This is a genomic window from Oxalobacteraceae bacterium OTU3CAMAD1 (genome assembly GCA_024123915.1).
GTDB lineage: Bacteria > Pseudomonadota > Gammaproteobacteria > Burkholderiales > Burkholderiaceae_D > Rugamonas.
In genome coordinates, this window is record CP099650.1 from 3602917 (window position 1) to 3619305 (window position 16389).

The 16389-nt window shown below is 63.4% G+C and carries 16 protein-coding genes; 8 read left to right on the top strand and 8 right to left on the bottom strand.

The genetic code is table 11. The features are described 5' to 3' along the window. Window positions 1-172: 172 nt before the first annotated feature. The 4 genes from NHH88_15710 to NHH88_15725 form a co-directional block, all read right to left on the bottom strand. Entirely contained in the window at window positions 173-1369 is a 1197-nt protein-coding gene (locus NHH88_15710) for an AraC family transcriptional regulator (GenBank protein USX17157.1), read from the bottom strand. A gap of 151 nt (window positions 1370-1520) precedes the next feature. After that, window positions 1521-1790, bottom strand: coding sequence for a hypothetical protein (locus NHH88_15715; protein ID USX17158.1), 270 nt, complete (start codon window positions 1788-1790; stop codon window positions 1521-1523). After that, the gene (locus NHH88_15720) at window positions 1787-2764 is read right to left on the bottom strand and encodes a hypothetical protein (GenBank protein USX17159.1); all 978 of its coding nucleotides are present in this window, start codon (window positions 2762-2764) and stop codon (window positions 1787-1789) included. The genes NHH88_15715 and NHH88_15720 overlap by 4 nt, the downstream gene beginning before the upstream one ends. Window positions 2765-2928: 164 nt before the next feature. Further along, window positions 2929-4017: an NADH:flavin oxidoreductase/NADH oxidase gene (locus NHH88_15725; protein ID USX17160.1), complete on the bottom strand. Its 1089-nt coding sequence runs from the start codon at window positions 4015-4017 to the stop codon at window positions 2929-2931. A gap of 98 nt (window positions 4018-4115) precedes the next feature. Here NHH88_15725 and NHH88_15730 point away from each other — a divergent pair, with 98 nt between their 5' ends. After that, window positions 4116-4436, top strand: a complete 321-nt coding sequence (locus NHH88_15730) for a helix-turn-helix domain-containing protein (GenBank protein USX17161.1) — start codon at window positions 4116-4118, stop codon at window positions 4434-4436. A gap of 39 nt (window positions 4437-4475) precedes the next feature. Here the strand turns inward: NHH88_15730 and NHH88_15735 are convergent, their stop codons facing one another. Beyond that, complete coding sequence (locus tag NHH88_15735; protein USX17162.1) at window positions 4476-5753, bottom strand: aminotransferase class V-fold PLP-dependent enzyme; 1278 nt, start codon at window positions 5751-5753, stop codon at window positions 4476-4478. A 199-nt stretch (window positions 5754-5952) separates the two neighbouring features. Between NHH88_15735 and cadR the strand changes: the two genes are divergently transcribed. The 3 genes from cadR (at window position 5953) to NHH88_15750 (ending at window position 9309) form a co-directional block, all read left to right on the top strand. Then, entirely contained in the window at window positions 5953-6348 is a 396-nt protein-coding gene (gene cadR, locus NHH88_15740) for a Cd(II)/Pb(II)-responsive transcriptional regulator (protein USX17163.1), read from the top strand. Between the two features lie 150 nt (window positions 6349-6498). After that, window positions 6499-6954 carry a pilus assembly protein gene (locus NHH88_15745; GenBank protein ID USX17164.1) on the top strand — a complete coding sequence of 152 codons (456 nt, stop codon included), beginning with the start codon at window positions 6499-6501 and terminating at the stop codon, window positions 6952-6954. Between the two features lie 132 nt (window positions 6955-7086). Then, on the top strand, window positions 7087-9309 hold the full coding sequence (locus NHH88_15750) for an alpha-galactosidase (GenBank protein ID USX17165.1): 2223 nt from the start codon (window positions 7087-7089) through the stop codon (window positions 9307-9309). A 22-nt stretch (window positions 9310-9331) separates the two neighbouring features. Here the strand turns inward: NHH88_15750 and NHH88_15755 are convergent, their stop codons facing one another. Then, window positions 9332-10606, bottom strand: a complete 1275-nt coding sequence (locus NHH88_15755; protein ID USX17166.1) for a DUF819 family protein — start codon at window positions 10604-10606, stop codon at window positions 9332-9334. 372 nt (window positions 10607-10978) lie between these two features. On the opposite strand from NHH88_15755, the gene NHH88_15760 reads away from it, so the two are divergent. Further along, window positions 10979-12007, top strand: coding sequence for a glycoside hydrolase family 43 protein (locus tag NHH88_15760; GenBank protein ID USX17167.1), 1029 nt, complete (start codon window positions 10979-10981; stop codon window positions 12005-12007). Between the two features lie 6 nt (window positions 12008-12013). Here NHH88_15760 and NHH88_15765 read toward each other — a convergent pair whose 3' ends face one another. Then, window positions 12014-12904 carry a LysR family transcriptional regulator gene (locus NHH88_15765; protein ID USX17349.1) on the bottom strand — a complete coding sequence of 297 codons (891 nt, stop codon included), beginning with the start codon at window positions 12902-12904 and terminating at the stop codon, window positions 12014-12016. Window positions 12905-13022: 118 nt separating this feature from the next. On the opposite strand from NHH88_15765, the gene NHH88_15770 reads away from it, so the two are divergent. From NHH88_15770 to NHH88_15780, 3 genes are all read left to right on the top strand, one after another. Further along, on the top strand, window positions 13023-13892 hold the full coding sequence (locus NHH88_15770; protein ID USX17168.1) for an NmrA/HSCARG family protein: 870 nt from the start codon (window positions 13023-13025) through the stop codon (window positions 13890-13892). A gap of 142 nt (window positions 13893-14034) precedes the next feature. After that, on the top strand, window positions 14035-15123 hold the full coding sequence (locus NHH88_15775) for a catalase family peroxidase (GenBank protein USX17169.1): 1089 nt from the start codon (window positions 14035-14037) through the stop codon (window positions 15121-15123). After that, the gene (locus tag NHH88_15780) at window positions 15120-15656 is read left to right on the top strand and encodes a cytochrome b (protein USX17170.1); all 537 of its coding nucleotides are present in this window, start codon (window positions 15120-15122) and stop codon (window positions 15654-15656) included. The genes NHH88_15775 and NHH88_15780 overlap by 4 nt, the downstream gene beginning before the upstream one ends. A gap of 119 nt (window positions 15657-15775) precedes the next feature. On the opposite strand, the gene NHH88_15785 is transcribed toward NHH88_15780, so the two are convergent. Then, window positions 15776-16276 (bottom strand): nuclear transport factor 2 family protein, encoded by a 501-nt coding sequence (locus NHH88_15785; protein USX17171.1) that lies wholly within the window; start codon window positions 16274-16276, stop codon window positions 15776-15778. Between the last annotated feature and the right edge of the window lie 113 nt (window positions 16277-16389).

Below are 16389 nucleotides of genomic sequence, written 5' to 3' on the forward strand. Positions count from 1 at the left end.
CTCTCAAAAAATGTGGGGAACATCGTCCAAATCCGCGACGGAAAAAATACCCGCGATGACATGGACCGACAGCCCGAGCATAAAGAGAGGAACCCAGAGAATCTAACGGTAGAGGCGAAACCGCTATAAAACTGCAGAAATTGCGATCGCCACTGTCAGGAGTGGAAGAGAGTCAGGGCGGGGAGTGTGCCGCAAAATCCTCGCCGGGCGCCGATTGTTGCGCCGAAATCGATCGAAACACTTTCGGCGTGCAGCCGTATTCTTCCTTGAACAACTTATTGAAGTAGGAAACATTGGCGTAACCAACGGAATACGCTATCTCCAGGATCGCGGCGCTGCTATTTTCGGACAGCAGGCGGGCCGCTTCCGTCAGCCGCAATTTATTCAGGTAGCCGGTGAACGTCATGCCCAGTTCCGATTTCAATAGATCATTGACTTTGGTTCGGTTGACTCCGGTCGCGGTGACAACCGACTCCAGGACCAGGTCGGTATCGGTGTAATTGGTGGCAATGTACTTCAGAAGCCCCGCCTTTTCCTTATCCTTATACGGTTCCAGGGTTAATTGACGGTAGGCGGCCAAGGGAACATCGTTTCTCAGGCTGGTCGCCACCCCGGCGACCAGCGCGCGGGAATGTGCCCGGAAAAACCAGACCGCAAATACGGCCCAGCTGGCCAACAGCGCCACGGCCAGCGATGCGAAAGCGTGGTAGTCGCGACCATGCAGCGCGAGTTCGCTGATTTCCACTTCGGAGTCGACATCCGCAGGACTAGTCAAATTGGCGCCGAAGGATATCTTTGCCACCTTGTCGAGGGCATAACCCCGGCTCGACATGGCCAGCTTCATCTTGCTGAGCCACCAGTCGGGCAGGGCGAGCCGGGTCAGGTCCAGGGAAACCGGCACTCCGTGCTTATTGCAGGAAAAATAGGTGGCCGGCACACGGTAGGTTTGGAAGTCGGCCTTGTTCGAGATCTTCTCGTCGAAGGTGGTAATGGAAAATACCATCGAATTGGTGGGAGTGCATTTGGCCAGGAAGGTGACGCTGGTGTACTGCGACCAGTCCGCCAGCACTTGCCGTCCTTTCGCGTCGACGAGCACCAGGTCGGCGATAGCGGATGGGAATTCCACCGCTTTCGTCAGTTTCATGTCGAAACGCAGTGTGTCCGCCTGGTCATCGTGGATGCGGACGATCGAGGTGCCGCCCATGCCGCTATCGGTCCAACCGGTCTTTTCAAGGCGAATCCCGTCTCCCGCCAAAGGCAACAGGGAAAGGGAGCGATAGCTCCGATACGTGAAAAAAGACACCATCAGCGCATTTGCGGCCACGAGGAGGATCAGTGCCAGCAGCGCCTTCTTGTATATCTCTTGCATTTTGGTTCGCAAAAAAGGACCGGTGCCGGTGAAAGCGCGCTTGCGACGATGTGATGTTGAAGGGCTGGTCTCCAGAGGATGACTTGTATTCTCCGTGGTCCGCACGTGCACCGCAATTCTCAAAATTGCCAATGCACGTAATCATTTTTCTTTAAAATCGCTCAGTTGCGCCCAGATAAAACCTGAAATCGGCTTGATACGCCAAGAGCAAATGCTGTTCGACGGCCAATTCGGGATGTGAGCGTGCCTCCGCCAGTACTTCGGTGACGCCGCGCGGAAGATAGTCGACACGGCGGTTTCCCGCAGCACCATCGCGTAGATCGTGCCCCATGCCGGGCGCCACGACGGGCGCAGATGTCGACGAGGCCGATAAACACAGCGCGAAAGCGGCAAGTAAAATCGACCGCAGCGTCAGCGTCATTTTCGAGGCGCCGGCGAAAGATCGGGATGGTCGACTTTCAGCAATCTGCCATCGGCCGCGCGCGCATAGCCGGCAAAGAACGCCCACATGACGTCTTCATCGGCAAGCCAGGTATGGCCGCCGCCCTCGGTGATATAGGCGCTTACCACGGCGCCGTCCCGGCACCCGTCGTAGAGCTCCTGGTACACGGTTGCCGAGACCCGTCGTGTGACAGGCGGGCGTTCACAGCTATTGAGTCCCGCCCATCGCATTTCAGCGGCATGCATGGAGTACTGCCAATAGCTGGCGCCGCCGCCTGCGATCGGGTTGGTTGCATCGCTGTTCCCGGCAAACGCCAGGACGGGAACGGCCGCGCCAGGCCGGCAGCTATCCGGGTCGGGTGTGCGCGGGTTCGACTTAAGCGGCGCCCCCGCGCGCAGGCCCACCACCGGGGCGATGGCGGCGAAGCGTGTCGACGCGACGCATCCCAGCCAGCTCGCCATGCGGCCGCCACCGGAGAAACCGCTCACATAGACGCGGCTGCGGTCCACCAGACCTTGTTCGGTAAGGATATCCAGGATGGATAGCAAATACTTCACGTCGTCCCTGGCCCCCGCGCCGGGAGCCGTACCGTCGGTCGTCACCACGCCAGGTACATTCCATGCAAATCCCTGGGCGAGCCGTATCGCGCCGGTCGGCGCCGCGATAATGAAGCCGTATTTGTCGGCGGCGGCCTTCAGGTTGGAGCGGCCGAGTATGGATGTGCCTTCGCCCGAGCTTCCGTGCAGCAGGAACACCAGCGGGGCCGGCGTTCCTTGCTTGATCGACTCCGGACGATATATGGCGAACGACGATGCGCCGGGCACGTCGAATTGACGCGCGACTTGTTGGGCCTCCCGCGCTTGCGCCGTCGACAAACCGCCTGCAAGGATGAACGCGACAATTCCTGCGGATATAGACGCGTTGATTGAGGGCAGGCGGTGGGCAGCGGTCATTCGGTATCTCCAGGTCGGGTCGAGAAAGCTCGCACGTGTCCGCAATTGTAGTCGGAAGTGAACGTCGCTTGTCCGATCGTTGTCCGCCGCAGTACAGCAGGGCGAGTTGTACCGGCGGCGCGATGCGCCACAGCGCATTCAACTGCCCGGACTCGATCCGGCCATCAATACCGTTCCAGCCAGTGCGCATAGGGGGCGGGCAGCGTCCACGACGCGCGCTCGACGCCGAGTTCCTTGGCGGCGAAATAGGCCCAGTGCGGATTGGCCAGGTGCGCCCGGCCGACCATGACCAGGTCGAGCTGCCGGTCCCGTACGACCTGCTCGGCGATGGCCGGCGTGCCGAAGCCCCATGCCGACGACACCGGCACATCGGCTTCGCAGCGCACCCGTTCGGCGATCGGCCCGAGGAAGGCCGGCCCCCACGGAATCGAGGTTTGCGGAATCGTGAAACCGATGCTGACGCTGATCATGTCCATGCCGGCCGCCTTGAACTGGCGCACCAGTCCGATCGAATCGAGCAAGGTTTGTTCGTCGCGGCCGTCGTATTCGATGACGCCGAAACGCACCGTCAGCGGCAGGTGTTCCGGCCACACCTCACGCACGGCCTTGAGCGTCTCGAGCAGGAAGCGGGCGCGGTTTTCGACGCTGCCGCCGTAGATGTCGTCGCGCTGGTTGGAATGCTCGGAGAAGAAACTCTGCGCCAGATAGCCGTGGGCGAAATGCAGCTCCAGCCATTCGAAGCCGGCTTCCACGGCGCGGCGCGCCGTGTCGACGAAGTTTTGGCGCACGCGGGCGATATCGTCGAGCGTCATCGCGCGTGGCGTCTGCGGCAGGTTGGCACCGAACGCGATGGCCGACGGCGCGATGGTCTGCCAGCCGCGCGGATCGCCTTCGGCGATGTGATCGTCGCCTTCCCACGGGCGGTTGGCGCTGGCCTTGCGGCCGGCGTGGGCGATCTGGATGCCCGGCACCGCGCCGGCGGCCTTGATGGCGCGCACGATGGGCACGAACGCCTGTGTCTGTTCATTGTTCCATAAGCCGGTGCAGCCGGGCGTGATGCGTCCCTCCGGCGCGACGGCGGTCGCCTCGACGATCACCAGGCCGGCGCCGCCGCGCGCCATGGCGGCGTAATGCGACAGGTGCCAGTCGTTGGCCAGGCCGTCGATGGCCGAGTACTGGCACATCGGCGGCACCGCGATGCGGTTGCGCAGCGTGACGTTCTTCAAGGTGTATGGCTGGAAGAGGGCGGACATGGATTTCCTTTGTAAAAGAGCTAACGGATCGGTTGGACGGTAGTTCGAATACATTCGAACTATGGAACGATTATACCTGAAGGTGTATGATGTCGCCGATGCGTCCCTATAAACATCCCGTCGCCAGCGATTTCGTCCTTGAACGCGTGCTCTACGCGCTCAGCGATTCGATACGCCTGGAAATTGTGCGCCACCTGGCTGGCGTGGACAGCGCCACCTGTGGCGAACTCGATGGTGGCCGGCCGAAGTCGACCGTATCGCACCACTTCAAGGTGTTGCGCGAATCGGGGCTGGTGCGCACGGAGAGCACCGGCACCACCCACATGAACACGCTGCGCCGCGCCGACATCGACGCCCGCTTTCCCGGCTTGTTGAGCGCGATCCTGTCGCAACCTTCCGCCGGCGGTCCGCCCGTCTAAACGGCGTTTGCCGGACGGCCGGGTTCGGTTTGACGGGTATTAAGCCATGGCGGCGAGCGCGCGGGTCGCAACCACCAGCTTGTCCAGATCCGCCGTGCGGGTGAAGAAGGCCGGCGTGACGCGGATGCAGGCGCCGCCCACCGGTCCGCTGCGCGCGACGGTGAAGATGCCGTAGTCGTCCATCAGCGTTCGGGCCAGCGCCACGTTGTCCTCGAAGCTGGTCTTGCCGCGCAGGCGGAAGGAGGTGACGGCGCCGTACGCGCCGGGCTCCTCGGGCGTGAGAATCTGCACGCCCGGCACGTCCAGCGCGCGCCGCACCCAGTAGTCGCGCAGTTCGCGCAAGCGGGCACTGCGTTCGGCGATTGGGATCTGGCCGTGGTATTTCAGCGCGGCGGGAATGGTCATGACGCCGGCGGCGTTGACGGTGCCGGCATGGACGCGCGCGCGGATGTCGGTGGCCGGGTAACTGCTGTTGCCCAGCTGGATATCGATGTCTTGCAGGCGCGACTCGCGGATGTAGAGGAAGCCCAGCCCCAGCGGCGCGCCTATCCATTTGTGCAGGTTGGCGCCGACGAAATCGGCGCCGAGGTCCGGAATGCGGAAATCCAGCTGGCCCCAGGATTGGGCGATATCGACGATCACGTCCACGTTGCGGCGCTTGGCCAGGGCGACGATCTCCGCCACCGGTATCACCAGGCCGGTGCGGTGGCTGATGTGCGTCAGCAGCAGCAGCCGGGTGCGGGGGTGCTGGCGCAAGGCCCGCTCGTAGGTGTCGATCACCGCCTGGCGGGTGCCCGGTTCAGGAATCAGCACCGTCGCCACATTGGCGCCGCGACGGCGCGCCAGGTCGTTCATTGCGTCGATCATGGTGTCGTAGTCGAGGTTGCCCACCATGACGGTGTCGCCGGCCTTGAGCGGGCGGTAGTTGGCGATAAGGTTTTGCAGCGACTCGGTGGCGCCCCGGGTAATGGCGATTTCCCCGGTGGCGACGCCGGCATGCCCGGCAAGCGTGGCGCGGATGGCCTCGATCCCGGCGCGGTCGAACTGGCCGCGCAGATAGTGCGAATTCTGGCGGTTCAGGTAATCGATGTTGCGTTTGAAATCGTCGGCCACCGGTGTCGGCATGATGCCGTAGTACGCGTTCTCCAGATTGACGAATTCCGGCGCCACATCGTAGTGCGCGGCCAGGCTATCCCATTTGCCGGATGCCCCGACTGCGGCGGAGCCGCGCAGCGGCGAAGCCAGGGCGACGCCGCCGAGGGTGAGGCCGGCAACACCGCGCAGCCAGTCACGTCGATTTCTGGTGAGGGTATTCATCATGCTCCTTGCAGTTGAGTGGATGGCCCCAGTATAGGAGCATTGGCGAGGAAACAAACTAGCCCGGCGGGGAGGCCGCCCACCAGGACTTAAGTCGCATACGGTTCTTGCGCGAGAACCGGGCAATCAGCCGTGACGACTTCCCTTTCAAAATCGCATTAGAATCCCTATAGTTACTACAAGGTCAAGGGGAAGTGTGATGAATTTGAAAATAGGCGAACTGGCTGCGCGCACCGGCTGCCAGGCCGAGACCATCCGCTATTACGAACAGCGCGGCCTGCTCGCCGCGCCGACTCGCTCCAGCGGCAACTATCGGCTGTACGGCGCCGCGCACTTGGACCGGCTGACCTTCATCCGCCGCTGCCGTGGGCTGGACATGTCGCTGGATGAAGTGCAGTCGCTGCTGGCGTTTCAGGACCATCCTGAACAGCCATGCTGCGGCGTGAATGATTTGTTGGACCAGCATATCGGCGAGATCCGGCGCAAAATGGCCGAGTTGAAAGCGCTGCAGGGAGAGCTGTCGCGGCTGCGGTCCCGGTGCACGAGCACGGTGCGTGTGAGTGAGTGTGAAATTCTGCGCGACTTGGCTGCCTAGTCGACGGCGGCCGGCTGCGCCCCCGATACTCTTTTTGCAGGGTCGCCTCAGCGCATCGCCGTACAAGAATATTGTCAATCATCAATTCCCCTTCGCTAGTTGCCGCCTAGAATCATGGTTACCGCAAATATGCGTCGGGGAGTTTTATTTATGAGTGCCGTCTATAAGGGTAGCGCTGGCCGACAGCGCGGTATTGCAGCCGTCGAGTTCGCAATCGTTTTACCCTTTCTCGTGTTGATGCTGATAATGCCGCTGTATCTGGGCCGCGTTTTTTGGCACTACACCGCCATCCAGCATGCTGCGCAGGACGCCGCGCGCTACTTGTCCACAATTCCTGCCGCCGATATGAGCAACCCTGCGCGAGCGCCCGCGGCAGTAGCGGTGGCGAATGCCATCTTGACAATGGAACTGGCAGAGCTTGCGCCAGGAGATTTTGCGTACGGGGTTGCGATAACCTGCGACGGCGCGGCTTGCTTAGGATTCTTTCGGCCAGACACTGTACGCGTGAATGTCTCACTTTTGATGCAGGATGTGGTTTTCGCCGGTTTGAACCCGACGGTGATTCCACTGGTTGCGGATGTCAGCTATCCCTATATGGGTAGATAGTCTCGTCTTGTCCCTCCCGAGGTGGCGGGGATCGCGCCTCGCCGAGCGCTTGCTTGTTCGTTCGCCGCCGCCATACAATAGGCCGGCGCCGGGTGACCGCTCGCGCCCGTCCAACACCTCCACAAGGACTTCATGACGAATATCGATCAACGTCGCCGCACTGTATGCATGGGATTGCTGGGTGGTCTTGCCGGTTTGTCCATCGCGGGGAGCGCCAAGGCGCTGCCGACCGTCGATGCGGCGAGCAAGGTCTTCCGGCTGGACGGGGGCGCGGTGACATACGCCTTCGGCGTCAATCCGGACGGCCGCCTGCAAACCCTGTATTGGGGCAGTTCCCTGGCGCGCGATGACCAGTTGCCGGGGGCCGTTCCGGTGCCGGACAATTCCAGCAACGAGATGTCGATCATCGTCACGCCGTTCGAGTTTCCGGGCTTCGGCGGCGGGCTGACGGTGGAGCCGGCGCTCAAGGTGACCTTTCCCGATGGCGTGCGCGACCTCGATCTGCGCTATGTCGATCATCAACTGAACGGCGACGAATTGGTGGTCCGGCTCAAGGACGTGAGCCGAGCGGTGCATGTCACCCTGGCGTATGCGATGGACGCCGCCACCGGTATCCTCTCGCGCGCCGCCACGGTGGAGAACCGGACCAGCGGCCCGATCCAGATCGACCAGCTGGCGGCCGCCAGCGTCAATTTGCCCTACAGCGACGACTATCAGCTGTCCTACCTGACCGGGCGCTGGGCGGGCGAGTTCGCGTTGCAAACCCGTCCCGTCACGCCGGGCGCCACGGTGCTCGAAAGCCGCAAGGGCATGACTTCCCATCAGGCCAATCCCTGGATTTCGATCAGCAGGGGCGCTACCGAAGAAGAGTCCGGACCGGTATGGTTTGGCGCACTGGGGTGGAGCGGCTCGTGGCGCATCAGCGTGGACATCGATTCCCTGGGAGGACTGCGCGCGACGGCCGGGTACAACCCTTTCGATTTCGCCTATCGCCTGAAACCGGGCGAACGCCTGGCCTCGCCGGCGTTTCATGCCGGGTATTCCGGCGCGGGTTTCGGCGGTGCGTCGCGCTTGTTCCACCGCTATCAGCGTACTCGCATACTGCCGGGCGCCCCGGCGCCGCGCCCGCGCCCGGTTCTCTACAATTCGTGGGAGGCGACCGAATTCGCCGTCGACGAGGCAGGGCAGATGACCTTGGCCGAGAAGGCGGCGAGCATCGGCGTCGAGCGCTTTGTCGTCGACGACGGGTGGTTTGGCGCGCGCAACGATTCACGCGCCGGCCTCGGGGACTGGTTTGTCAACCGGAAGAAGTTTCCGAACGGGCTAACGCCGCTGATCCAAAGAGTCAACGAGCTCGGCATGGAGTTCGGCTTGTGGGTCGAGCCGGAGATGGTCAATCCGGACAGCGACCTGTATCGCGCGCACCCGGACTGGGTCATCCACTTTGCCGGGCGGGCCCGGTCTGAAGCGCGCGATCAGCTGGTCCTCAATCTGGCCCGCAAGGATGTCTACGACTACCTGCTGCGGGTGCTCGATAAACTGCTCGCCTCCAATAACATTGCATTTCTCAAGTGGGACCATAACCGCGCGTGGTCCGAGCCCGGCTGGCCGGACGCCGGGACGGCCGATCAGCAGCGCCTGTATGTCGCGTATGTGGACAATCTCTACAAGCTGCTGGCCGAGCTGCGCCGGCGCCACCCGCGACTTGAAATCGAATCGTGCGCCAGCGGCGGCGGCCGCGTCGATTTGGGCATCATGCGGCTGACCGACCAGGTCTGGGTGTCCGACAACACCGATCCCTATGACCGGCTGCTGATCCAGGACGGCTTCAGCCAGGCGTACGCGCCGGCCATCATGATGGCGTGGGTGACCGACGCGCCCAATTTTGTCAACAAGCGCGTCACCTCGCTGGACTACCGTTTCCTGTCCTCGATGCAAGGCGCGCTCGGGATCGGGGCCAATCTCAACCATTGGAATGCGGACGACTTCGCCAAGGCGAAACAACTCGTCGCGGCGTACAAGACGATCCGGATGACCGTCCAGCAAGGCGAGTTGTACCGGCTGGTATCGCCCCGTGGCGGCTCGGCCCGCTCCGCGACCTTGTCGGTGTCGCAGGATGGCAAACAAGCGGTTCTGTTTGCCTTCCTGCACTCCGGGACGCGGCGCGACGCGCCGGCGCGCATTCAATTGCGCGGACTCGATCCGGCGAAGGTGTACGCCATGCGCCTCATTTCAGGCGGCGTCATGCCGGAGACGCCGAAAAAAGCCAGCGGCGCATTCTGGATGGGACATGGCGTGCGGGTCGACCTGCGCGGCGATTTCCATGCCGCCGCCGTCGTTTTCGAGGCCGGCTGATTGCCTCTCGGCATCAGGCCGCTCACGCCCCCGTGAGCAAGCGCAGCAGCTGTCCAGCGATCCAGCCGCCGTAGGTGCCCAGCGCATAGCCGAGTACCGCCAGCAGCACGCCAACCGGCGCCAGCGCCGGGTGGAAGGCGCTGGCCACCACCGGCGCGCTGGCCGCGCCCCCGACGTTGGCCTGGCTGCCCACGGCCATGTAGAACACGGGAGCCTTGATCAGCCAAGCCATGCCCAGCATCAGCGCGCCGTGGAAGCTGATCCAGATCAGGCCCAGCAAAAACAGCTCGGGATCGGAGAAGATCGCGGCCAGGTTCATCTGCATGCCGATGGTGGCCACCAGTATATAGATCGCCACCGAGCCCACCTTGGAGGCGCCGGCGCCTTCGAGCTTCTTGGCGCGGGTGAACGAGAGCAGCAGGCCGAAGGTGGTGGCCAGCACCGTCACCCAGAAAAAGTTGGCCGTCAGGCTGAAGCGCTCCAGGTGCGGCGCGTGGGTCTTGATGAAGGGCACGATGTAGCCCGCCATCCAATGCGCCAGGCCGGTGGCGCCCAGGCCGTACGCCAGGATCAGCACCATGTCGTAGGAGCCGGCGATGCGCGCGCTTTCCAGTTGCACTTTCTCGACCTTGATGCGCAGCGCGTCGAGCGCGCTGGTGTCGGCGCCGCGCCAGGCGTCCAGGCGCGCGCTGCGGCTGGCCAGGAACAGCAGGAAGGCCATCCAGATATTGGCGCAGATGACGTCGACCGCCACGAATTTGCCGAACACGTCCGCGCCCACGCCATACACTTCCTTCATGGCCGCCTGGTTGGCGCCGCCGCCGATCCAGGCGCCGGCGGTGGTGGTCATGCCGCGCCAGATGGCGTTGGGGCCTTCCGGGTTCAGCAGCGACGGGTCGAACACGCCCATGATGGACAGCGCCACCGGCGCGCCGACGATGATGCCGGTGGTGCCGGTCAGGAACAGGATGATGGCCTTGGGGCCCAGCCGGGCGATCGCGCTCAGGTCGCAGGCGAGCGTCAGCAGCACCAGCGCCATCGGCAACAGGTAGTCGCGCGCCATCGGGTACAGGCGCGAGGTTTCGCCGTTGATCACGCCGAAGGTGTTGAGCAGGCCGGGGATGAAATAGCACAGCAGCAGCGCCGGCACCACCGCGTAGAACTTGCGCCAGAAAGGATGGGGCGAGCGCTCGCTGGCCATCACCAGCGCAAGGATGGTGACCAGAATGCCGAGCACCACCGGATCGGACGCGATGAGGGGGGCGGTGACGGGTACGGTTGCGCTGGAGACTGCCATGGATTTCCTGTAGAGGTGATGTAAACAACGAATGGTAACAACATTAGTGCTTCCCGTCATCGTCCTGCGGAAACCAACAGTTGTCCCGACAGCCGGATTAGCGTTAGCCGTGAAGATATTACAAGGTGCAGAAAATCGCATTGATCCTGCACTTTTTTGCGTTGGACGCGCGGCGACGGTGGCGCCGGCGAGCGCCAGCCGACCGATAGCAAAATCTGCACGCGTACCGTCATGGCTGTGCAGATTTTTCGATCGGCGCCCGTCAGCAGCCGCGGCGGCCCGGGTTGGCATGTATTTTTGCCGCAATGTTTGGGATACACTCCGCCCGGTTGCCGTAACCCCGGCATCACCTTCCACTACATGGATACCTGAATGATGAGCTTTTTGAAAAACAGTCGCGGCCAACAGTGGCTGGCCTTGATAACCTTGTGCGCGGTCGCGGCCACAGTTCCCGCAAGCGCGCAGGTCAAGCCCGGCGATCGCTCCGGCGCGAACCCGATCATCCGTGATAAATTCACGGCCGATCCCGCGCCGCTGGTCGTCGGCGACACCTTGTACCTGTATGTGGGGCACGACGAAGCGAAGCGCGACGAAATGTTCACCATGCGCGATTGGCTGGTCTATTCCACCAAGGATATGAAGACATGGACCGAACATGCGCCGATCATGAAGGCCACGGATTTCAAGTGGGCCAAAGGCGATGCCTGGGCGTCGCAGGCGATCGAAAAGAACGGCAAGTTCTACTTCTACGCCTCCGTCGCGCACGACGACACCCATCCCGGCATGGCCATCGCCGTGGCGGTGTCGGACAAGCCGACCGGCCCCTTTGTCGATGCGCGCGGTTCTGCCGTGGTCACCAACGAGATGACGCCGAAGGGCACGCACAGCTGGGAAGACATCGATCCCACCGTGTTCACCGATGACGACGGCACTAGCTGGCTGTCCTGGGGCAATGGGAATTGCTACATCGCGAAACTCAAGCCCAATATGATCGAAATCGACGGGCCGATCAGCGAAATCACGCCGCCGCACTTCGTCGAGGGCCCGTGGCTGCACAAGCGTGGCGAGCTGTATTACTTGAGCTATGCGTCGATGGACAAAGCGACACAGGGCGCCGAACACGTCTCGTACTCGACAGCGCCAAGCATCACCGGACCGTGGACCTACCGCGGCCTGTTGACGGGGCCGGCCAAAAACAGCTTCACGATCCACCCCGGCATCGCCCACTTCAAGGATAACTGGTACCTGTTCCTGCACAACGCCACACTGTCGATCGGCGGCATGGAAGGCGCGGCCGGCCGGCGCGCGGTGACCGTCGAGTATCTGCAATACAATCCGGACGGCACGATGAAGCCTGTCGTGCAAACCGAACCCGGGGTGAGCGTTCCAGCGCCGCGTTAGGATGGTCTAGGTGATATAGGCGGCCAGCTCGTCCGGTGTGCCGTTTGGAAAGGCCTCCCTCAAATAGCCGAGGAAAGCGGACACGCGGGCACTCAATAGCCGCCTGGAGGGATATAGCACCCACAGCGCGACGTCCGGCCCATCGATATCGCCCCACGCGACCAGCGTACCGGCGGCCAGGTCGGCGAGCACCAGCGACAATGGCAGGCGCGCGGCGCCGACACCCAGCCGGACGGCGTCGCGCACCATGAGGTGCGACGACAAACGAAGCACCGTGTCGACGGCGACGGTGGATTTCCCAGCAGGCGCCGTCACACTCCAAACGGTGCTTCTGTCGGCTGTCCCTCGCACCACGGCGGGGACGGCCGACTTGTCCGCCGGCCGCTGCAAATCCGGATGCGCCACCACCACCAGCCGATCGCGCAGCAAGATCCGCCCAACCAGACTGGCGTCGGGATCCGGGTTGACGCGGATCACCAGGTCGTAGCCTTCCTCGACCATGTCGACGGGACGGTCTTCCGTCGTCACCTCCAGCCTGACCAGGGGATATTTCACCGCGAATCCGGCGGCCAGTTTGCCCATGGCGGCGTGCGAAAAAAGCAGCGGCGCGCTCACCCTCAACCGGCCTTGCGGCGTCTCGCCGCCGGACACGATCGCCGCCACCGTTTCGTCGACTTCCGTCAACAACGCCCAGGTGCGCTCATGAAGCGCGCGACCCTCCTCGGTCAGTTTGAGCGAATTGGCGCCGCGTTCGAGCAGGCGCAGGCCGAGGCCGGCCTCCAGTTCCGCGACCCGGCGCGATAGCGTGGCTTTGGGGCGGCCGGTGGCCCGGGCGGCGCGTCCAAACCCTCCGTGCCGGGCGACAAGGTTGAAATCGGTGAGTGCAAGCAAGTCCATGTGTTCCACCAGCGAGACGATGGGTCTCATTATGCCATCTATCGGATCGTGCGCGGTACCCCTACTATGGAACTGTCTTCCAAACACATTCTTTCATACGCAACCAAGGAGAAATACCATGACCATCCTCGTTACCGGCGCCACCGGCCGTGTCGGCCGCCAAGTTGTCCAGCAACTCGTTACCCGGGGCGCCGACGTGCGCGTCCTTGTTCGCGATCCGTCGAAGGCCGACTTTCCCTCCAGCGTGGAGATCGTGAAGGGCGATCTGCTCGACATCGACTCGCTGCGCAGCGCCTTCAAGGGCGTCGGCACGCTGTTCCTGCTCAACGCCGTGGCCGGCGACGAATTCACCCAGGCGCTGATCACGCTGAACATCGCCCGCGAATCGGGCGTCGAGCGGCTCGTCTATTTGTCGGTGCTGCATAGCGACCGCTTCGTCAACGTGCCGCACTTCGCGGTGAAGCTGGGGGCCGAGCGGATGATCGAACAGATGGGCTTTAGCGCCACCATCCTGCGGCCGTCGTACTTCATCGACAACGAACACATGGTCAAGGACGTCATCTTCCAGCACGGCGTGTACCCGATGCCGATCGGCGCCAAAGGCGTGGCCATGGTCGATGCCCGGGACATCGCCGAAGTCGCCGCGATCGAGTTGATCCGCCGCGAACGGGCCCCGGGCAAGCTGCCGATCGACACCATCAACCTGGTCGGCCCCGACACGCTCACCGGCGCCGGCGTGGCGGCGATCTGGTCCGAGGTGCTGGGGCGTCCGGTGGCCTATGGCGGCGACGACCCAACCGGATTCGAACAGAATCTGGCGAGCTTCATGCCGAAGTGGATGGCCTACGAGATGCGCCTGATGGCCGAGCGCTATGTCAGCGACGGCATGATCCCCGAAGCAGGCGACGTCGAGCGCCTCACCAGGATCTTGGGCCGTCCGCTGCACTCCTATCGCAACTTCGCTCTGGAAAACGCCCCGGAGGCCTGATACGCGAGCCACACCCGGCGGCCCGGGACATCCAGGCCGCCGCCACGGTTGATACATACCAGACACAATTAGTAATCCGGAAGTAATGATAAGGCGGCTAAACTCGGTCCACTGATGTAGCCACCAACGAAAGCCAGCCGATATGCCCACGCCCACTCCCACGCCGCGCCGCGGCTCCATGATTTTGCTGCTGCCGATCGCCCTGATCCTGGCCGTCCTTGCCGCGCTGTTCGCGTGGGTGGGCGGCTGGTTCGGCAACCACAACCTGACGCCGCAAAAAATGATGGACTTCGCCGAGGCGTCCGGCAAGCAGGCGGCCGGTTTCCGGCGCGCGCACAGCAAGGGCGTCTGTTTCGCCGGGACATTCGCGCCGACGCCCGAAGCGGCCAAACTGTCGACGGCGCGCGCTTTCTCGCAACCGTCGATCGCCGTCATCGGCCGCTTTTCCGCGTCCTCCAACAATCCGTATGCGCCGGACGGCGCTTCGCCGGTGCGCGGCATGGCCGTGCAGCTGAAAACGGACGACGGCCAGGACTGGCGCATCGCGATGAACAGCTTCCCGTTCTTCGCGGCCGCCACGCCGCAGGCGTTCCAGGCCATGAACGAGGCCGGCAAGCCCGATCCGGCCACCGGCAAGCCCGACCCGGACAAGATGAAGGCCGTGCTGGCCGCAAACCCGGAGATCGCCGCGTTCCAGGCGTGGGCGAAATCGGCGCCCCGGTCGGACAGCCTGGGCAGCACCCGTTTCAACGGCGTGAACGCGTTCCGCCTGACGGACGGGCAGGGCACCGACCGCATGGTGCGCTGGTCGATGCGCCCGCGCACGCCGTTCGTGGCGATGACAGCCGAGCAATTGAAGGCGGCCGACCCCAATTTCCTCATGGAGGACCTGAGCCGGCGTCTCGCCGCCGCTCCGCTGGTCTGGGACATGGTGGTGCAAATCGCCGCGCCCGGCGATCCGATCACCGATCCCTCGAAGGCTTGGCCCGACACGCGGCAAGAGGCCACCATCGGCACCCTGACCCTGGCCCATGCCGAGCCGCAAGCGAACGGTCCTTGCCGCGACATCAATTTCGACCCGTTGATACTGCCGACCGGCATCGCCGCCAGCGACGATCCCGTGCTGCACGCCCGCTCGGCGGCGTACTCGGTGTCGTTCAACCGGCGCGAGCGCGAAATCAGCCAAGGCAAGACCGCCCAACCTATCGGCCAGAACGGGAGCGCACGATGAACCGCCCACGCCACTTCAACCTCCTTGCCCGGGTGCTGCACTGGTCCATGGCCCTCGCCATCCTCGCCATGCTGTTCGTCGGCGCCGGCATGGTCGTCTCGCTGCGGTACCGCGACCAACTGCTGGACCTGCATCGTCCGCTCGGCATCGCCATTTTGCTGCTGGCCATCGTGCGCCTTGTCAACCGCTTGACCCGGCCGACGCCGGCGCTGCCGTCCGACCTGCCGGCCATCCAGAAATTCGCCGCGCACGCCTCGCACTGGCTGCTGTACGCGCTGATGCTGGCGATGCCGGTGATCGGCTGGGCCATGCTGTCGGCCGGCGGTTATCCGATCCAGATGTTCGGCGGCGTGCACCTGCCGGCCATCCTGCCGCACAGCCCCGAGATGTATGGCATATTGCGCCCGCTGCACGGCGCCTTGGCTTACGTGATGTTCCTGACCATCCTGGCCCACCTCGGCGCGGCGCTGTATCACGCCTGGGTGCGGCGCGACGAGGTGTTCGGCCAGATGGCCAAGGGCGATTCGCCCTAGGAGCCGGCGCGACGGCGCGGGGCCGGGCAGGCCTTATCGACCGACGGCTTTCCGCTCGATATCGGTCGACAAGGTCACCGCCTTGTTCGTCTCAAGCTGCGCCAGTTCGCGATGTGTTTTCAGCGACGCAATGTGAAAAACTCGCTGGCGATCTTCCAGCCTTGCTTCGTCTTGAGAAGCTGGAGCGTTTTCCACCCCCTGGATTCGCCTTGCCCGCGCGTGTTGATGAACACCAGCGTGATGTTGGCGAGATTGCCGTCGACAAGAATGTGGACGTCGATAAAGCGCTGGGTGAACGGGGCGCCTTCAAACACGCCGCGCCGGAAAACCTCGTAATTCGCGGTGTCCGCCAGGCCCGCGCCGGACGCATCGTCGGGCACGTAAGAAAATGGTATCGTCTTGGCGAGCAGGATTGATTCGAACATCGCCTGGTTTTTGGTCGAGACGGCGTCCGTATAGGTGGCGAGCAGTTTCTCGATCAATATCCGATCATTGGCGCCGGGGGCGAAGCCGGCCGTGGACGATGGCGCCGGCTGCGGTGTGGCGGAGGGCGCTTCGGCTGGCTCGCGCGCGCATGCAGCCGAGACCGTCATTAAAGTTAACAAGAGCAGTGCTTTCATGGATGTGGCCTGCAAAGAAGTGGGTAAAGTCCGCTAGATTACGGTGGCGCGCGCACTGCCACAATCAGATAAATTGGCACGGACACTTCTGGCAAACAGAAGTGTTCTGGGTG

Coding starts and splice junctions, on each gene's coding strand:
- NHH88_15735 (USX17162.1), bottom strand. CDS start 5,753: ATGAATACCCTCACCAGAAATCGACGTGACTGGCTGCGCGGTGTTGCC.
- NHH88_15730 (USX17161.1), top strand. CDS start 4,116: ATGCGTCCCTATAAACATCCCGTCGCCAGCGATTTCGTCCTTGAACGC.
- NHH88_15765 (USX17349.1), bottom strand. CDS start 12,904: ATGGACTTGCTTGCACTCACCGATTTCAACCTTGTCGCCCGGCACGGA.
- cadR (USX17163.1), top strand. CDS start 5,953: ATGAATTTGAAAATAGGCGAACTGGCTGCGCGCACCGGCTGCCAGGCC.
- NHH88_15755 (USX17166.1), bottom strand. CDS start 10,606: ATGGCAGTCTCCAGCGCAACCGTACCCGTCACCGCCCCCCTCATCGCG.
- NHH88_15710 (USX17157.1), bottom strand. CDS start 1,369: ATGCAAGAGATATACAAGAAGGCGCTGCTGGCACTGATCCTCCTCGTG.
- NHH88_15745 (USX17164.1), top strand. CDS start 6,499: ATGAGTGCCGTCTATAAGGGTAGCGCTGGCCGACAGCGCGGTATTGCA.
- NHH88_15785 (USX17171.1), bottom strand. CDS start 16,276: ATGAAAGCACTGCTCTTGTTAACTTTAATGACGGTCTCGGCTGCATGC.
- NHH88_15760 (USX17167.1), top strand. CDS start 10,979: ATGATGAGCTTTTTGAAAAACAGTCGCGGCCAACAGTGGCTGGCCTTG.
- NHH88_15720 (USX17159.1), bottom strand. CDS start 2,764: ATGACCGCTGCCCACCGCCTGCCCTCAATCAACGCGTCTATATCCGCA.
- NHH88_15725 (USX17160.1), bottom strand. CDS start 4,017: ATGTCCGCCCTCTTCCAGCCATACACCTTGAAGAACGTCACGCTGCGC.
- NHH88_15780 (USX17170.1), top strand. CDS start 15,120: ATGAACCGCCCACGCCACTTCAACCTCCTTGCCCGGGTGCTGCACTGG.
- NHH88_15750 (USX17165.1), top strand. CDS start 7,087: ATGACGAATATCGATCAACGTCGCCGCACTGTATGCATGGGATTGCTG.
- NHH88_15775 (USX17169.1), top strand. CDS start 14,035: ATGCCCACGCCCACTCCCACGCCGCGCCGCGGCTCCATGATTTTGCTG.
- NHH88_15715 (USX17158.1), bottom strand. CDS start 1,790: ATGACGCTGACGCTGCGGTCGATTTTACTTGCCGCTTTCGCGCTGTGT.
- NHH88_15770 (USX17168.1), top strand. CDS start 13,023: ATGACCATCCTCGTTACCGGCGCCACCGGCCGTGTCGGCCGCCAAGTT.